The sequence below is a fragment of the Paraburkholderia podalyriae genome (genome assembly GCF_014397785.1).
Taxonomy (GTDB): Bacteria; Pseudomonadota; Gammaproteobacteria; order Burkholderiales; family Burkholderiaceae; genus Paraburkholderia; species Paraburkholderia podalyriae.
In genome coordinates this window covers 1-14495 of the sequence record NZ_VZQQ01000099.1, presented here as the reverse complement: position 1 = coordinate 14495, position 14495 = coordinate 1, and the positions used below count along the sequence as shown (strand labels likewise).

At 60.2% G+C, this 14495-nt stretch carries 15 protein-coding genes and 2 pseudogenes; 8 read left to right on the top strand and 9 right to left on the bottom strand.

Features of this window, described 5'->3' with window-relative positions; translation table 11 throughout:
• Window positions 1-173 precede the first annotated feature (173 nt).
• On the top strand, window positions 174-380 hold the full coding sequence (locus tag F6X42_RS39530) for a site-specific integrase (protein ID WP_246530491.1): 207 nt from the start codon (window positions 174-176) through the stop codon (window positions 378-380).
• Between the two features lie 85 nt (window positions 381-465).
• Here the strand turns inward: F6X42_RS39530 and F6X42_RS39525 are convergent.
• Together F6X42_RS39525 and istA are read right to left on the bottom strand one after the other, a co-directional pair.
• Window positions 466-960, bottom strand: a pseudogene (locus tag F6X42_RS39525) (ATP-binding protein); the annotation flags it as partial.
• The gene (istA, locus tag F6X42_RS39520; RefSeq protein ID WP_187639264.1) at window positions 953-2476 is read right to left on the bottom strand and encodes an IS21 family transposase; all 1524 of its coding nucleotides are present in this window, start codon (window positions 2474-2476) and stop codon (window positions 953-955) included. The gene istA and the pseudogene F6X42_RS39525, both read right to left, overlap by 8 nt.
• Before the next feature lie 118 nt (window positions 2477-2594).
• Here istA and F6X42_RS39515 point away from each other — a divergent pair, with 118 nt between their 5' ends.
• Complete coding sequence (locus F6X42_RS39515) at window positions 2595-3770, top strand: MFS transporter (RefSeq protein WP_187639263.1); 1176 nt, start codon at window positions 2595-2597, stop codon at window positions 3768-3770.
• On the opposite strand, the gene F6X42_RS39510 is transcribed toward F6X42_RS39515, so the two are convergent.
• The gene (locus F6X42_RS39510; RefSeq protein WP_246530489.1) at window positions 3734-4348 is read right to left on the bottom strand and encodes a DUF4142 domain-containing protein; all 615 of its coding nucleotides are present in this window, start codon (window positions 4346-4348) and stop codon (window positions 3734-3736) included. The genes F6X42_RS39515 and F6X42_RS39510 overlap by 37 nt on opposite strands.
• Before the next feature lie 605 nt (window positions 4349-4953).
• Here F6X42_RS39510 and F6X42_RS39505 point away from each other — a divergent pair.
• From F6X42_RS39505 to F6X42_RS39485, 5 genes are all read left to right on the top strand, one after another.
• On the top strand, window positions 4954-5307 hold the full coding sequence (locus F6X42_RS39505; RefSeq protein WP_187639262.1) for a BON domain-containing protein: 354 nt from the start codon (window positions 4954-4956) through the stop codon (window positions 5305-5307).
• A gap of 866 nt (window positions 5308-6173) precedes the next feature.
• Window positions 6174-6371 carry a hypothetical protein gene (locus F6X42_RS39500; RefSeq protein ID WP_026226204.1) on the top strand — a complete coding sequence of 66 codons (198 nt, stop codon included), beginning with the start codon at window positions 6174-6176 and terminating at the stop codon, window positions 6369-6371.
• Between the two features lie 241 nt (window positions 6372-6612).
• A complete protein-coding gene (locus F6X42_RS39495) occupies window positions 6613-7188 on the top strand; it encodes a phasin family protein (RefSeq protein WP_187639261.1) in 576 nt (191 codons plus the stop codon).
• 164 nt (window positions 7189-7352) lie between these two features.
• On the top strand, window positions 7353-8096 hold the full coding sequence (phbB, locus tag F6X42_RS39490) for an acetoacetyl-CoA reductase (RefSeq protein WP_187639260.1): 744 nt from the start codon (window positions 7353-7355) through the stop codon (window positions 8094-8096).
• Window positions 8097-8124: 28 nt separating this feature from the next.
• Complete coding sequence (locus F6X42_RS39485) at window positions 8125-8283, top strand: hypothetical protein (protein ID WP_187639265.1); 159 nt, start codon at window positions 8125-8127, stop codon at window positions 8281-8283.
• A 242-nt stretch (window positions 8284-8525) separates the two neighbouring features.
• Here the strand turns inward: F6X42_RS39485 and F6X42_RS39480 are convergent, their stop codons facing one another.
• From F6X42_RS39480 to F6X42_RS39465, 5 genes and pseudogenes are all read right to left on the bottom strand, one after another.
• Window positions 8526-8789 (bottom strand): hypothetical protein, encoded by a 264-nt coding sequence (locus F6X42_RS39480; RefSeq protein WP_187639259.1) that lies wholly within the window; start codon window positions 8787-8789, stop codon window positions 8526-8528.
• A gap of 538 nt (window positions 8790-9327) precedes the next feature.
• Window positions 9328-9632, bottom strand: a pseudogene (locus F6X42_RS44860) (MFS transporter); the annotation flags it as partial.
• 137 nt (window positions 9633-9769) lie between these two features.
• Window positions 9770-10591: a LytR/AlgR family response regulator transcription factor gene (locus tag F6X42_RS39475; protein WP_246530490.1), complete on the bottom strand. Its 822-nt coding sequence runs from the start codon at window positions 10589-10591 to the stop codon at window positions 9770-9772.
• Window positions 10592-10650: 59 nt separating this feature from the next.
• Entirely contained in the window at window positions 10651-11577 is a 927-nt protein-coding gene (locus tag F6X42_RS39470; RefSeq protein ID WP_187639257.1) for a sensor histidine kinase, read from the bottom strand.
• Window positions 11578-11776: 199 nt separating this feature from the next.
• A complete protein-coding gene (locus tag F6X42_RS39465) occupies window positions 11777-12154 on the bottom strand; it encodes a DUF2306 domain-containing protein (RefSeq protein WP_187639256.1) in 378 nt (125 codons plus the stop codon).
• A gap of 393 nt (window positions 12155-12547) precedes the next feature.
• Between F6X42_RS39465 and F6X42_RS39460 the strand changes: the two genes are divergently transcribed.
• On the top strand, window positions 12548-13609 hold the full coding sequence (locus tag F6X42_RS39460; protein WP_187639255.1) for an IS110 family RNA-guided transposase: 1062 nt from the start codon (window positions 12548-12550) through the stop codon (window positions 13607-13609).
• 283 nt (window positions 13610-13892) lie between these two features.
• Here the strand turns inward: F6X42_RS39460 and F6X42_RS39455 are convergent, their stop codons facing one another.
• A complete protein-coding gene (locus F6X42_RS39455; protein WP_187639254.1) occupies window positions 13893-14207 on the bottom strand; it encodes a hypothetical protein in 315 nt (104 codons plus the stop codon).
• Window positions 14208-14495: the final 288 nt, after the last annotated feature.

Sequence of the window (14495 nt, the reverse complement as noted above, 5' to 3'; positions counted from 1 at the left end):
GACTCCTTCCCGGACGCCGGGGGCTGATGGAAGGAATCAAGACTATCTCTATCTCACAACACGCATTTACCCAAGAAATACGGGCTATTGTTCAATTACAAGACATAGTCAGGAAGGGCACATAGTGTCGCCAATGTCGTTAGAGACATTGGCGACATACGACTGCACTCAGCCTGCTAAAGGCTGGCGTCGACTTCGCAACCATCAGCCAGTGGCTCGGTCACGCGAGTTTGGATACAACCATGCGCTATGCGAGGGCAGACATCGACATGAAGCGCCAGGCGCTCCTGCAAGTGTTCCCGGACATATTGACGACGGCGCCGACCGACCGCCGAACATTCGAACGCTTGCCGATTATCGACTGGTTGAAGCGGCTCTGATACTTATGTGGAGGTCGCGTCCGGGCTACCGGCTATCACTATGCCTCAACCGGTCGCACTCCACATAACGGGGCACTGCACATAGGTCCAGAATGACCAGGTCGAGGCGCAGCAGGCTCGCCGCGATCCTCCCGGCGCGTCCCTGCGCCTTCTCCTGCTCCAGTGCGTTGGCCAGATCCACGGTCGAGTAGAAGCGCACCCGTTTGCCGTGGTGCATGATGCCGGACACGCCGATGGCGGTCGCCAGATGCGTCTTGCCCGAGCCCGGGCCGCCGACCAGAACCAGGTTGTGCGCGCCTTCGGTGAACGTCATGCCGGCCAGTTGCGTGACGAGCTGGCGGTCGACCGGCGAGCCATCGAAGTCGAAGCCGGCGATGTCGCGATGCACCGGGAACTTCGCCGCGTTCATCTGGTGGCTGACCGAACGCACGGCCCGATCCGCGACCTCGGCCTGCAACAGCCGTTCGAGCAGCCATTGCGAAGACGCCGCCTCGACATTCACCTGTTCGAGCAGTTCGGCCCAGCCGGCAGCCATGCCGTGCAGCCGCAAGTGTTTAAGTTCGACGATCAGATCACGCATGACCGGCCTCCGGCTGTTGCAGCGCCGGGCGCAGCCCGTCGTAGCGCGATGTGTCGGCCAACGGCGGTGTCGTCAGTTGCAGCGCAGTATCGATCTTCGGCGGCATCTGCACGCTGCGCATGCGCGACAGCACGTTCACCACATGCTCCACGCTCACGCGCCCGGAGGGCGGCGCCTGCTCCAATGCGAGTTCGACTGCAACCACTATGGCATCCAGACCGCTTTCCGGGACCAGTGCCAGAACCTTCGCCATTACCCGGTCACCACCTGGCTCGCGTAGTAACGCCCGACGCAGGCGTTGCAGCGGCTCGGGCATATCCTGGAACGGCGCACCGTTGCGCAGCGCGCCAGGCTTGCGCTGGATCAGCGGGATATAGTGCTGCCACTCGTATCGCACCAGTCCTTCGTCGGCCAGTCGATCGTGTTCGGCCACCACGGCGTCGTCGCCCACCACCACAACACGACCAGGATAGAGCCGCGTGCTAAGCATCTGGCCTGCGAATTCGCATGGCACGGAGTAGCGATTGCGGCCAATCACCACCAGGCAGGTCGACGAGACTCGTGCCGCACGCTCAACATAACCGTCGAACGGTGTCGGCATCGGCATCAGATGGGCGCGCTCCTGCTCGAACACGTCGGCGACGCTCAGGTCACGATAGTCCGGGTGCTTCACCTGATCCCACAACGACCGGCACCGCGTCGCCAGCCATGCATTCAGATCAGCGAAACTGCCGAAGCGTTGCGCCCGCGCCTCAATCCAGATGCGTAGACGGCTGTCCTGCACGTTCTTCTCGACGACGCCTTTCTCCCAGCCACTGGCGACGTTACAGAAGTCCGGATCGAACAGATAATGCGAGCACATTACAGCGAAACGCGGATTGACCGTGCGACCCTTGCCTTTGTGAACCTTGTCTACGGCCGTTTTCATATTGTCGTAGATGCCCCGGCGGGCCACTCCGCCGAAAGCGGCGAACGAGCGCGTATGGGCATCGAACAGCATCTCGTGCCCCTGGCTCGGATAGGCAACCAGCCAGAACGCCCGCGACGCACACAGCTTCATGTGCGACACCTGCAGCTTGCGGTAAATGCCGCCGACAACCAGTCCTTCCTCGGACCAGTCAAACTGGAATGCCTCGCCCAGCTCGAATCGCAACGGCACAAACGCCGACTTCAAAGCCGCCTTGCCTTCACTTTGCCGCCAGGCCCGGATGAAATCGGTGACCCGCGAGTAACAGCCGTCGTAGCCGCCGCCCTTGATCTCCTGGAACAGCATCCAGGCGGTGCGCCGCTCCTTCTTCGGTCGCCGCGCGTCGACACTGAGCGCCTGCACCAGCACCTCATGAAACGGCGTTAACCGGGTCGGCTGCGAGCGCCGCTGATACTTCGGCTCCTCCTGAACATCCATGTTCAGATATTTACTAATCGTGTTGCGCGACAGGCTTGTGAGACGCGCTATCTCGCGTACCGACTTGTTCTGGCGGTGGAACATCCGCCGCACCTTGCCAATCATCGTCATCGGGATCATCCCCAAACACCCTGCCAGAAAAACTAGCAGGATAGGTTGATTGCCCGGCTCAGTTTTCAGTCGGCGCGATCCCTACATGTGGCTGAATTTTCGGTCGGCGTAAACAGGCATGGGGGTCATTTTGCCGCTGCTGCCGTTCTATTCGCAGCACTTTGGCGCCAGCCCGTTCGCCCTCGGCGCGCTGGTGGCCATCTTTTCGCTCGGCCAGTTCATCGCCGCCCCGATGCTCGGCAGACTTTCCGATCGCTTTGGACGCAAACTGGTCCTGCTGGGTAGCCAGATCGGCACGTTTGTCAGCGTCGTGCTGCTCGCCTGCGCAGGCAACCTTCTGATTGTCTTTCTGGCGCATATCCTGGACGGCATCACTTCTGGAAATCTCTCGGTCGCGAGTGCCTATGCGGTTGATCACAGCTCACCACAAAACCGGCGTCGCGCTATCGGACTCGTCAGCGCAGCCGTCGGGGTAGGTATGATGGTTGGCCCGTCACTCTCAGCGGGGTTATCGCGTATCTCGATCTCCGCTCCGATCTTGGCTGCCGTGTTATTGTCGGCGTTGAGCGCGACGGTCAACCTGATCTTCCTGCCGGCCGACGATAAATCAGCGCCGAGTAAGGGAAAGCGCCAGGTGCTGTCCCTATGGCGCACGCTTCGGACTCCGCGCTCTGCGCCGGTGCTTCTTGTGCTGGCACTGTTCTATTTTGGCTTTTCCATGTACGTCTCGCAGTTCGCGCTGTTTCTTCAGGCGCACTACGTCTGGAACGGAGCCGCTTTTGGACCGCGTGAGGTGGGCTATATCTTCACCGCGTCCGGGGCCATCAACATCATCGTTCAGACCGTCGCGATGAAAAAACTCGATGAAGTGATTCCTGAGAACCTGCTTGCTGCTGTCAGCCTGCCACTGTTTTCCATAGGGTTGAGCATTTTCAATTTTCTACCAGGGCTTGCGCCGCTGGCCGTCGGCCTTGTCATGGCAAGTGTAGGAACGGCGATGACCAGGCCAACACTGATGGCCGCGTTGTCCATGACATCGTCACCTCAGCAGCAGGGTGCAATCATGGGCTTGAATACGTCGCTGATGGCGGTCTGCAACGTCATTGCGCCACTTGTTGCGGGGGCGCTCATTGATCACGGCCTGTATTTCGGCTGGGCTTTCGCCATTGCCTCCATTATGGCTGCGGGTGGTTGCTGCACCCTTGTTCTGGTCAGGCTGAAGAAATGGCCGGGTGGCTCACCCGAATCCCCTGGGGATTACCAGACCCGAGCCGATTGCAGTCGAATCGCATAGTCGAGATGCAAGATGAAAATCACCCGCGCTCTGACGAGCAGCGCCTTCAGTTCCGCGTTTTTCGCGGCGGGAAGCAGCGTGTTGTCCACCGCATGAACCAATTGCTGGTGATATGCGATCTCTTGATAGAGGTAGTCTCCGTCGAACGCGTACTCATCGGCCGCATTCAACCTGGCAAGGTTGTCATCCCCTTCGTTCCGAAACGCCTCGCTCATCCTACTATTTTCGGGGTAGAGCATCAGCCTCTGCGTCAATTCGACGGCTGACTGATACAAGTCCCTGTGTTCTGCGATCATTTGTCCAGCGAAATTCTGGATGCTTCTTCTCTGGCTTCGGCTTAGCGCGAGGTTGCCCGCCTCGATTTCGGCTCGATTCGCGACCATGAGGATGGCGGCGATTTGCTGGTCAGTGTGTTGCGCGTGTACGTCATACATGCACAGCGACAATGCAGCGAGTAACACCAGCGCGGCGGCTTTGCGGCTCGGGATCATCTTTCGCCTCCGGTTCGAACCATTGAACGGACACGTCTGCTGCGGTACTGCATCGATCGGTTGAATCCGCCGGTCGAAATCAGTCAATCGGATGGCTGGTTTAGCGCCGCGGTGCGTGACCGCTCATGGCCGATCTTTGTCCGACGTCGATCGACGGCACGCGAGCCACTTCTGCCCTTCGACTTGGCAAGACCGCAGCAGCAACTTCCAAAGTAGCGGCTGTTCACGCGGATGTCTATGCCCACACAAGGCGCGCGCGACGGTCAAAAGGAGAGAGCCTTGACCGCCTGCCTCGAAGTACTCAGCTTCAATGTCCGATACAAAGACTAGGAGCGTCATAATCACGCGGGCGCTAGCTGGAGCGCAAACACGCGCCAGTTGAGGCGTTCAGCGTTCCTTGCCATGTGTACTGGAGTCGGGCGCCTCCGTGCAGCGCATTGAGGCGTAACCTTTCAGCACGCTGATCGTGCACGTGGTGAGGTGGCTTCCAATGCGTCACGCGTTCGGATCTGCGGTGAAGCCTCGCCAGCGATACCGCGGCTGCTCATTCGCGAACTCGCCCGATGATCGGCCTACCAGCGGGCGCGCGTCTGGATACGGGCTTTCCCTTAATCGTGCAAGCAGCTTTGTTAGAAGCGGAATGTTGGCTATCTTTGACTCACCATCTGCAAGGCCGAACGAGAGAGGCAATCATGAAAGCATGGAACGTCGTGAATCTGCTCGTCGTCGTGGGATGCGTGACGTTGACGTCGAACGTCTACGCGAAAGCCAGCACTGCTATGCCGATGGGCTCGGGTCCGGCTGCAGGTTCAGGCAAGGCGACGCCAGCGGACAAGAAGCTGGCTCGGGATGTACGCAAGGCGTTGTCGAAAGCGCCCAACTTCAACGTGTCGAACGTATTCGTCAAGGCGCGCGGAGGTGTCGTGACATTATCCGGCAGCGTGTCGGACGGTCCTCAGATCCAGCAGGCCGCGGAAGTGGCGAAGGGCGTGCCGGGTGTAACGTCGGTGAGTAACCATCTGACGCTCTATACGAAAGGGTATTGACCCTTCGAGGCGGCGCCGGGAAGTACTGGCCGTTTTCAGCCGTGAATATTGCAAGAGGAGCCGACGCTTCGTGAAATTTCACGCGCTCCTTTAGCGCCTTCATTTGCAATAGCGTTGGCAACGTTACGCCGTTCTTCGCCGCTGTCATTCGGCAAGAATCGACACGAGCATTTCAGGCGGGGCCGATCTACAGCCAGGTCGCGCCAGAGCACAGATTCATGTTCCAGGCACGGCTCCGGCGCTTCTGTGAGGGGGCTCAGCACCGCCGGTTGCGATTGGCGGTACCCGACCCATTCCTGCCACTCAGTTAGTTTCTGCGAATGTCACCACCGCGCTCCAGAGCGGCCGTTCTGCCCCCGCCGCCCCGTCGGATGTAACTGGAGGCCGCGGGAGAAGTCAATGCTTTTGAGCCTTTACGCTGGTCAGAATTCTGAGAATAAGCGACTCGCATGGGATGTAATAAATATTTCTCAATATCAGGTTATAAGCGGCCATCTCTGAAAAAGACACTGCCTATAAACGCCATATTCAAATATGAATAGGGGCGCTGCACGGCGCCATTGATTGGACTGCCAATTCAGACATCGAGGTGGGCGTTCAGATCGGCCCGGGCCCAGCCCATCAAGGTTTCCACGGTCACTCGCCGGCAGGGGAATGGCAAGCGTCGCCTTCCATGCAGGCTAAATAAGCAGACAAATCAAAAAAGTACTCGCATATTGCAATTGAAAACTGAGCGGTTATGATGACGTCTCTGTCAGGATTTCCCTAACGTTCGCTTTGCCTGGCAAGGGAAATATTTGCCGCCATTCTCCGTGAAGAGGGTAATTAATGCTCGCGGCGCAGACAGACTAAATCGAGGAGACGATATGCTGAGTCCCCATGAATTCGCCACCCTAATGCTCATCAAGGACGCGCCGGATCAGATCGAACTGGGCCGCGCCGAGCTCGACACGCTGCTGGAGCGTCAACTCATATCACTGGAAAGCCGCGCCTCGGGCCATCCACGTCCTCATGTCACAAGCGAAGGCGCTTCCATTCTCAAGGCCGTCGCGCGAAGGCGCTAGGGAATTGCGGCGCGTGCCGCTGCCCCACGCGGCGAGCGCGCCGAAGAAAAACTAAGCGAAGTAGCTTTTGAGGGACTTTAATGTGTAGTGCCTCTTGCTGTAACGACCCTCCGAGTATTCGCGACGCTTGCTGCCTGGCAGGCGTCCTTGCGCTTCGGTCCATCCATTATCGCCATTCGTCGCGCGAAACCCGGTCGTTCGGGGCTCCGTGCGGCGGACTGAATCCTGAGGAATTTCAATAATGGCTCTATCGAGTCCCGAGCAAATCGCCGCATCGCAGAAGGCTGGCCTCGACGCATTCTTCGGATTGACCGGCAAGGCCTTTGAAGGCGTCGAAAAACTGGTCGCCCTGAACCTGCAGGTCGTCAGGTCCACGCTGGCGGCGTCGCAGGAGAACCTGACGAAGGCGCCCGGCACAACCGACCCGCAGCAGTGGTTGACGCTGCAAGCCGGTTTCACCGCGCCTTTCGCGGAGAAATCACTGTCATACGGCCGTCAACTCTTCGACATCGCGTCAACCACGCAGGCTGAGATCGCGCAACTCGCACAGACGCAGTACGAACGGTATAACGCACGCATGCAGGAATTCATCGAGGAAGCGGCGAAGAGTGCTCCCGCGGGTTCCGAAGCGGCGATCGCCGCGTGGAAGTCCGCGATCAGCGCCACCACCACGCTGTGCGAATCGCTGCAGAAGACGGGGCAGCAGGCCGCGGAGATGGCCGGGACCAGTCTCGAAGCCGTCACGGCCTCAGCGTCCAAGGCCGCCAAACGTAGTGCCGCCGAGTCGGCTGCCGTGGTCGCGAGCGCGAAGCACTGAGACTCAGGCGGGCAGCGATGCCCGCGTTATCGGTTCCATATCTATATGTAGGATTCCTTTTATTTATTCTGGGTAAGGATCCGGCATTTCAATGCATCCAATTCTTGACTGAAGGCAGTGTTGCTCCAGACGGGCACGCCGCCGGTATTTGTGAGGACGATTCGATGGCAAAGCAGATCGCGGTAGTAACGGGCGGCATGGGTGGACTGGGCGAGGCGATCAGCATCAAGTTGCATGACGCCGGTCATGCGGTCGTAGTTACCCATTCGCCGGGCAACACCGGTGCGAACGAGTGGCTCGCACGCAAGGAAGCCGAGGGACGACAGTTCCGCGCGTATGCGGTCGACGTCGCCGACTACGACTCGTGCGAAAAATGCCTGGCGCAGATCCAAGCGGAAGTCGGACCGGTCGACATCCTGATCAACAACGCCGGCATCACGCGCGACGCCGGCTTCAAAAAACTGGACAAGGTCAATTGGGACGCGGTAATCCGCACCAACCTCGATTCGGTGTTCAACATGACGAAGCCGGTGTGCGACAGCATGGTCGAGCGCGGCTGGGGCCGCATCATCAACGTGTCGTCGATCATTGGCTCCAAGGGTGGGTTCGGCCAGACCAACTATGCGGCGGCAAAGGCCGGCATGCATGGTTTCACGAAATCGCTGGCGCTCGAGGTGGCGAAAAAAGGCGTCACTGTCAACACGATCTCGCCCGGCTATATCGCGACGAAGATGGTGATGGCGGTGCCCGAGGACATCCGCGAGACGAAGATCATTCCGCAGATTCCGGTCGGCCGGCTCGGGCAGCCGGACGAAGTCGCCGCACTCGTGCTGTACCTGTGCTCGCGCGAGGCGGGCTTCGTGACCGGCGCCAACATCGCGATCAATGGAGGGCAGCACCTGCAGTGAACCCGAGAGATCCGCAATGGAGGTTCCCATGAGCGAAGCAGTGGCAATCGTCGTAGGTTCATTCGTGCTGGTGACGGCAACAGCGTTCGTCGCCGCTCACTATCACCGGGAGCAAATGCGCCGAAAACTGCTTAGACGGCTGGATTACCATCGCGACTGGGGGGATTGGAGCAGCGCCCGGCATTGAATCTCTGCGCTCGCCCCCTGTTGTTGCGGTACGGGGGGTGATTGTATTGATAGCTTGTTGATCTGGTCAGCGTCGACATCTTCGTCTTGCATGATCGCCGAGAACTCCCCAGTTTTAGCGTTCGCCAGAATCAGCTTGGTCATGCTCACGCGATACTGCGGACAAAACCGATACTAAGCGCAAGCCAAACCGCTTCCGCCGTTACCTTCATCCAATCTTCAATCCATCGCGATTGGGCGAACTCACTGGACGAGTGTGTCGTCTACGACCCGCTGCCCAGCGCTGAACCCTGCCATGAGCGCGGCGACTTCCGTCGCGAAAGGCTGCTGGTTATCTGCTGTCAGCCGTATCGGCGCAATCATGAGCCGAGTAGCGCCCGCCGTTCTAATGTGCACGACGGCGATGAAGCCACGCGGTGGCAGCAATGTAACGTTGCCAGACGCTTCCCACACTGGTTCAAGCTCGACCGCGATCTCGAAGCCTTTGTACGTATAGATTCTTTTCATCTGTCTATTTGAATTGTGACCCCGCTGTCTCGCACTCTACGAAATCAATTCTTCGACGTAGGCCCCTTCTCCCGTTCCGTAACGGAGGGTTCGCGAAAAGTGTTTGAACAATTTTTTCAGGGGCCGCCATATTCACCTTTCTTTCAAAGTTGGGGCTGGTGGGCCGCACGAATGACATTATGCCCACAATACCGCCACGGTAAATGATCGGCGTCACTGGCGAGCCTCGTCGAGGCATTGATAGCTCATCGACCGCTTTCAGGCGCAGCTATCGATCGAGGCGTCGCCGCGTCGAAGGGCGGCTCGCTCCTCATTAGTTGACGTTCGCGAACAGATCGTGACGGGCCGTTTCTGGCCGACAACGGGCAGAGCGCTGGCCGACAACGATCCGCCCGCGCAGACGCCTGGCTACAAGACGGATGCTGGAAAAGTGGACAAGCATATGAAACCGCGCAGACCTGCGCCAATTGCAGGCGCTGCAAGGGGAAGGCCGCTGCTCGACCGATCCGTGTCCGACCTGCGGCGCCACACTGATCGATCACGCAGTCGGGGTAGCATGTCCGCCGTCGCCCATCGCTCGCGGGTCGTCGTGTTCCCGCGAAATGTCCTTGTTCGTTTAATCGCCCAGTCGCGAAGCGGCGATCAGGCTGTGCACCGCGCACGCGAGGACATAGCGCGCGATTGCGTAGCCGAATGGTAGTAGGCGGAGAGCGCGGTGGCAATCAGCGGTGCAGGGCCGCCGGCAATGACGGAAGCCAACTGGTAGCCGAGCGATGCGCCGCTGTAACGCAGCCGCCCCGTGAACGATTCAGCGATCAAGGCGGCTTGGGGACCATACATCAACACGGAAGAGGCACGGCTGCGTTCGCAGTTCGCCGGCGAATGCGACGCGTACTGTGCCCGTACATCGCGACTGACTCCCGCTACTGAAACGGATCCGTCACTGTGCGTTCGACGTGTCACCGGCGATGCCTGCCGGCTCACATCTGCCGGAACAGGTGCGCGTATTGTTTGCTCACGGCAACCTCGCCACTGTGGCCGCGCAGCTTGAGCGACATTTTCCCTAACGTGCTGACGGATGCGCTTTCCACCTGGTCAACATTCACCACCGTGCTTCGGTGCACCTGGCAGAAGCGCGCCGGGTCCAGTTGCGCACACAGTTCCTTGAGGCTCGTGCGAATCAGCAGTTCGCCTGTGCGCGTCGTGACGACAACATATTTGTCGGCAGCCTCGAAGTACAACGCCTCGTCCACCGGCACAATCCTGATGTCGCTTCCGCTGGATGCGCGCAGATAGCGTAGCGGCGCACTGCGTGCACTGTCCTGCGAGCGCAGTTGAACGTTGCGCGTGATCTGCTCCAGCTGACCGAGGAGCCGTTGCAGGTCCGCCTGCACATGCGCACCGGGCGCCGCATCCGATGGCGCGCGCGCAAGCAGCGTGCGTAACCTGTCGACTGTGCGCGCGAGCCGCGTGGCATCGACAGGCTTCAGAAGATAGTCGATGGCGGCGGCATCGAAGGCGTCCAACGCATACTGGTCATACGCGGTTACGAACACGATCTGCGGCGGCGTCGCGAGATTCGCGCACGCGCGCGCAACATCGAGACCGGTCGCGCCCGGCATAGAGATGTCGAGGAACGCGACGTCCGGTTGCAATGCTCCGATACGCTCGATGGCATCGTGGCCGTTGCCGACGGTCGCGACAATCTGCAATGCTGGCCATGCCCGCCCCAACTCCCGCTGAAGCGCGGCCGCAATCGGCGGCTCGTCCTCGGCGATCAGCGCGGTCGGCGCGCGAGACATCTCCGGCGAAGGGGTCTTGCCGTCGTCATTCTGTGCCGCTGTGCCCGACTGGCGGATCTTCATGGCTTCTGATCTCCCTCCCGTCGATCAGCAACTTCCACCGGAAGCAGAACTCTCGCGACGGTACCGTGCGGCACGCTCTCGATGAGCGTCAGCGAAGCGCGTCCGCCATAGAGCGCTGCAAGACGGTCCCGCACGTTCGCAAGTCCGATGCCCGTGCCCTGCGTAGCCGGCGTCGCACCGAAACCGGGACCGGTGTCCGTGACCGTGAGTTCGACGTGCTGTTCGCCGCGCTTTGCCCTTAGCTCGACCCGACCACCTGCCACCGCTGCCTGAATACCGTGTTTCAGTGCGTTTTCGACAAGCGGTTGCAGCAGCATCGGTGGCACCGCGAGGTCCGCGCAATCGACAGGCAGATCGAGCGAATACGTGAGTCTCGGGCCGAGGCGCATCGCGTGCACGGCAAGCATCGAATCCAGCACCGCGAACTGATCCGCAAGCGTCTCGCTTTCGGCTCTCGACGCTTCCAGCGTTGCCCGCAAAAACCGGTTGAGGCTCCAGAGCAGTTCACGTGCACGTGGAGGATCGGACACGATGAGGCTGTCCAGAGTGGCGAGCGTATTGAACAGAAAGTGCGGTTCGATCTGCGCCTGCAATGCCTGCAAGCGGGCACGCAGCGCGGTTTTTTCGGCAGCTTCCTGTAGCCACGCAGTCCGGGCCACCTGCTCGCTCAGACCGGCGATCCGGGCTCGCGACCAACCATACCAGGTGACCAGCAGCGTTGCGACAAGTGCGATCCAGCCGGTCGTGGCGATGTCTTTGGCAGCGAACGTCTTGTCGATGTCGAGGCCCAGCAGCACGCTTGCGATGACGCGCCCGAGCGCGGCGCCAGCGATGATCGCGCCAACCATCACCACGGCCAGCCTTGGCGCAGTGAGCGTGTTCTTCCGCTGAAGACGAAAGCGGCCGACGTGGAGCAGCAGCATGATCGATAGCCCGATCGCCTCGCTGAAGAAATGTTTTCCCCGAGGCTCTTCCCGATGCCGACCACGGTGAGGCCAGCCGCAATCACTGCGTTGCCGATGACGACGAGCACCGCTTCGCGGGCATACTCGGCCAGCAGTTGTTTCGTCGGGGTTGGCAACCCGGCGGACGCGTCGGGGAATTTGACGTTACTGCCAGGAATCATGCGATCCACCCCGTCACGATGATATTCAGCAGGCGGTGCGGCGTCGCCACTGCAGCGATACCGGCCACGACGAGACCAATAAACGACCCGCGCATGGCAAGCTGGTGACCGCGGACGTTGCCTTGCCGGATCGCCCATATCGCTCGTCCGACACTGACAAACGTCAGCAACGACAGGCCGTGCACCCACGAGAAATGTCCCGGGTTCAGTTCGCGGATGTCGAACGAGCTGAGCGCCGTGGCGAACATCGCCGCCGCCCAGAGACGGCCGAGCCACTTGTGGCGCGCCGTCCCCTTTTCGGCGAGAAGCACGGTGCTTCCGAGTATGACAGAAAGGGTTGCAGCGGCGATATGCACAGCGATGATGGCAGGCATGCTGGCTCTCCATGGCAGGATGAGCGGGACTCGATGCCTGCAGTCTGTGCGGCGGTCGGATTGTTTTCGAGGAGCATGCGACGAACGGACCTTATTCCGTCGCGAATGGTGTTGAAAGCGGCGCGAGGAGATGAGCGTTTGGGGGCTTCTGCGGGATATTCGTGTTCGCCGGCAACTCGCGCCGGGAGTTCATGCGGCGGGCATTAGACCTTGACCTTCAGCAGGTAAATGCTTACGCCGTTAGATTGATCACCCGACTTCCGAAGACGACCCGCTTCTGACATTCACCGTGACGCCGCCCCGACGAATTGGTAAGGACCTCCCCGATTGCAGGATCGACACCGTCTGGTGCCATCATGGCTCGTGCTACAACCTTCCGGGAAGGGGGAAGTCATGGACAGGATTACTCGTGTTGGCGTGGATCTGGCGAAGAACGTGATGCAGATTCATGCGGTCGACAGCGCCGAATGCGTCGTAGTACGTAAAGCGATTCCGCGGGAGCGATTTGTGAGCTGGTTTGCCAATCTGGAACCGTGTCTGATCGCCATGGAGGCATGCGGTGCGGCGCATTATTGGGCACGCAAGCTACACGCGCTCGGGCATGAGGTGCGGCTGATTCCCCCGCAATTTGTCGCGCCCTATCGCAAAGGCGGCGCCCGTGTAAAGAACGATGCACTCGATGCCGAAGCCATCTGCGAAGCGGCGAGCCGCCCGCACATGCGTTTCGTGCCGGTCAAGTCACCTGCGCAGCAAAGCGTGCTGGTGCTGCACCGCATGCGTACCGGATTTGTCGAAGAGCGTACCGCGCTGGCGAACCGGTTGCGCGGGCTACTGGCCGAGTTCGGGGTGTTCCTGCCGCAAGGCACCCGCCCGCTACACGAGCACCTCATTGAGCGCGTTGAGGACGGCAGCAATGAGCTGACAGGACCGGCGCGGCTGGCCCTGTTGCGCGGCTGGGAACAATGGCAGGTACTGGATGAGCAGATTGCCTGGTTTGACAGGCAGATTGCCGAGCATGCCAACCGCGACCCGCAGGCGCAACGCTGCATGGACGTGTGCGGCGTGGGCCGGCTAACGGCATCGGCCGCAGTGGCGACGGTGGTAGATGCCCGCCAGTTCAAGAACGGCCGGCAGATGGCCGCCTGGCTCGGCATCGTGCCCAAACAGAAAAGCAGCGGAGGCAAGCAGCGGCTCGGGAGTATCACCAGACAGGGCAACGACTATCTGCGAACCTTGCTGTTCCAGGGTGCCCGCTCAGCGGTCCTGACGGCGCACCGACGTGACGACCGGCTCTCGCGCTGGATTGTTCAGTTACAGGCGCGCGTGGGCTACTACAAGACACTGGTCGCCGTGGCGAACAAGCATGCACGCATTCTGTGGGCGGTGCTCGCCAAGGGGGAGCAATTCGATCCGTCCTACGCGCCCGTCCGCACCGGTGGGGCGACGGGCGCCTGATACCCCAAACGACATCGCCATAAATTGATTCCATAGTCCAGGACGTAATCGACAAGGATAGCGACAGGTCAGACCGGCAGCGGGCGAACTCGAAAAGCTGTGAGGCGCTACACGAAATGTATTCGCCGTCCAACGGATGGAGTCCTGCTGCGCGGTTACTATCCAGGCCCGGGCGCGGTTGTGATGGCGCCCAACAAGGCCGTTTATAGGCATGCAGTCTGTCACGCCGCCAATCGTTGTCGTTGTAGTCCTCACTGACCGATACAGGAATCAAACATATGAATCAATAAACCCAGCTTGAAAAAACTGGAAGGTCCTTATAGGCAGCTTTGAAAACTGGATTGGTCATTCGGTCGATCACGCCGGCGGTACCTCCCGCCAATGTGACAGTGCTATGAAAACTTCCACTATTGAATTTCCATCTCGCTTTGCGGCAGCAGCGGCCCATCTCCAATTGGCGGAACACCGTCAAGGCATCGGTTGCCGTGAGTACGCTGTTCGGCCCGGACTGTTTGACCAGGGCTGAACGCTTGCGGGAATTGGCAAACCGCTCACTAACGAACCGCACGGTGCGGGTAGTGCCATAGGCGTTGACCACTGAATTGTGGTCAATCCAGCCCAACAAAACGCGACTTGGTCCAGTTCACTCTTTTCCCTGCACGAAATCCGGGCGACGCATCCAATCCGCCTCCACCATGGCGGGCCGTTCGAAGCCATCAATGTGCCCAATCGCACACTAGCGCCCGGTTTCGTCTTCGGGCTTTGCGCCCGGAGCACTACTTTTAACGCACGTCGATTGACTGACAAAACCGGTGCGGAACACGCAGGCCTGAACGGCCCGCTGATTCCACTGCGTCGGACCGCATCCAGCCGCTACGACGAAAAG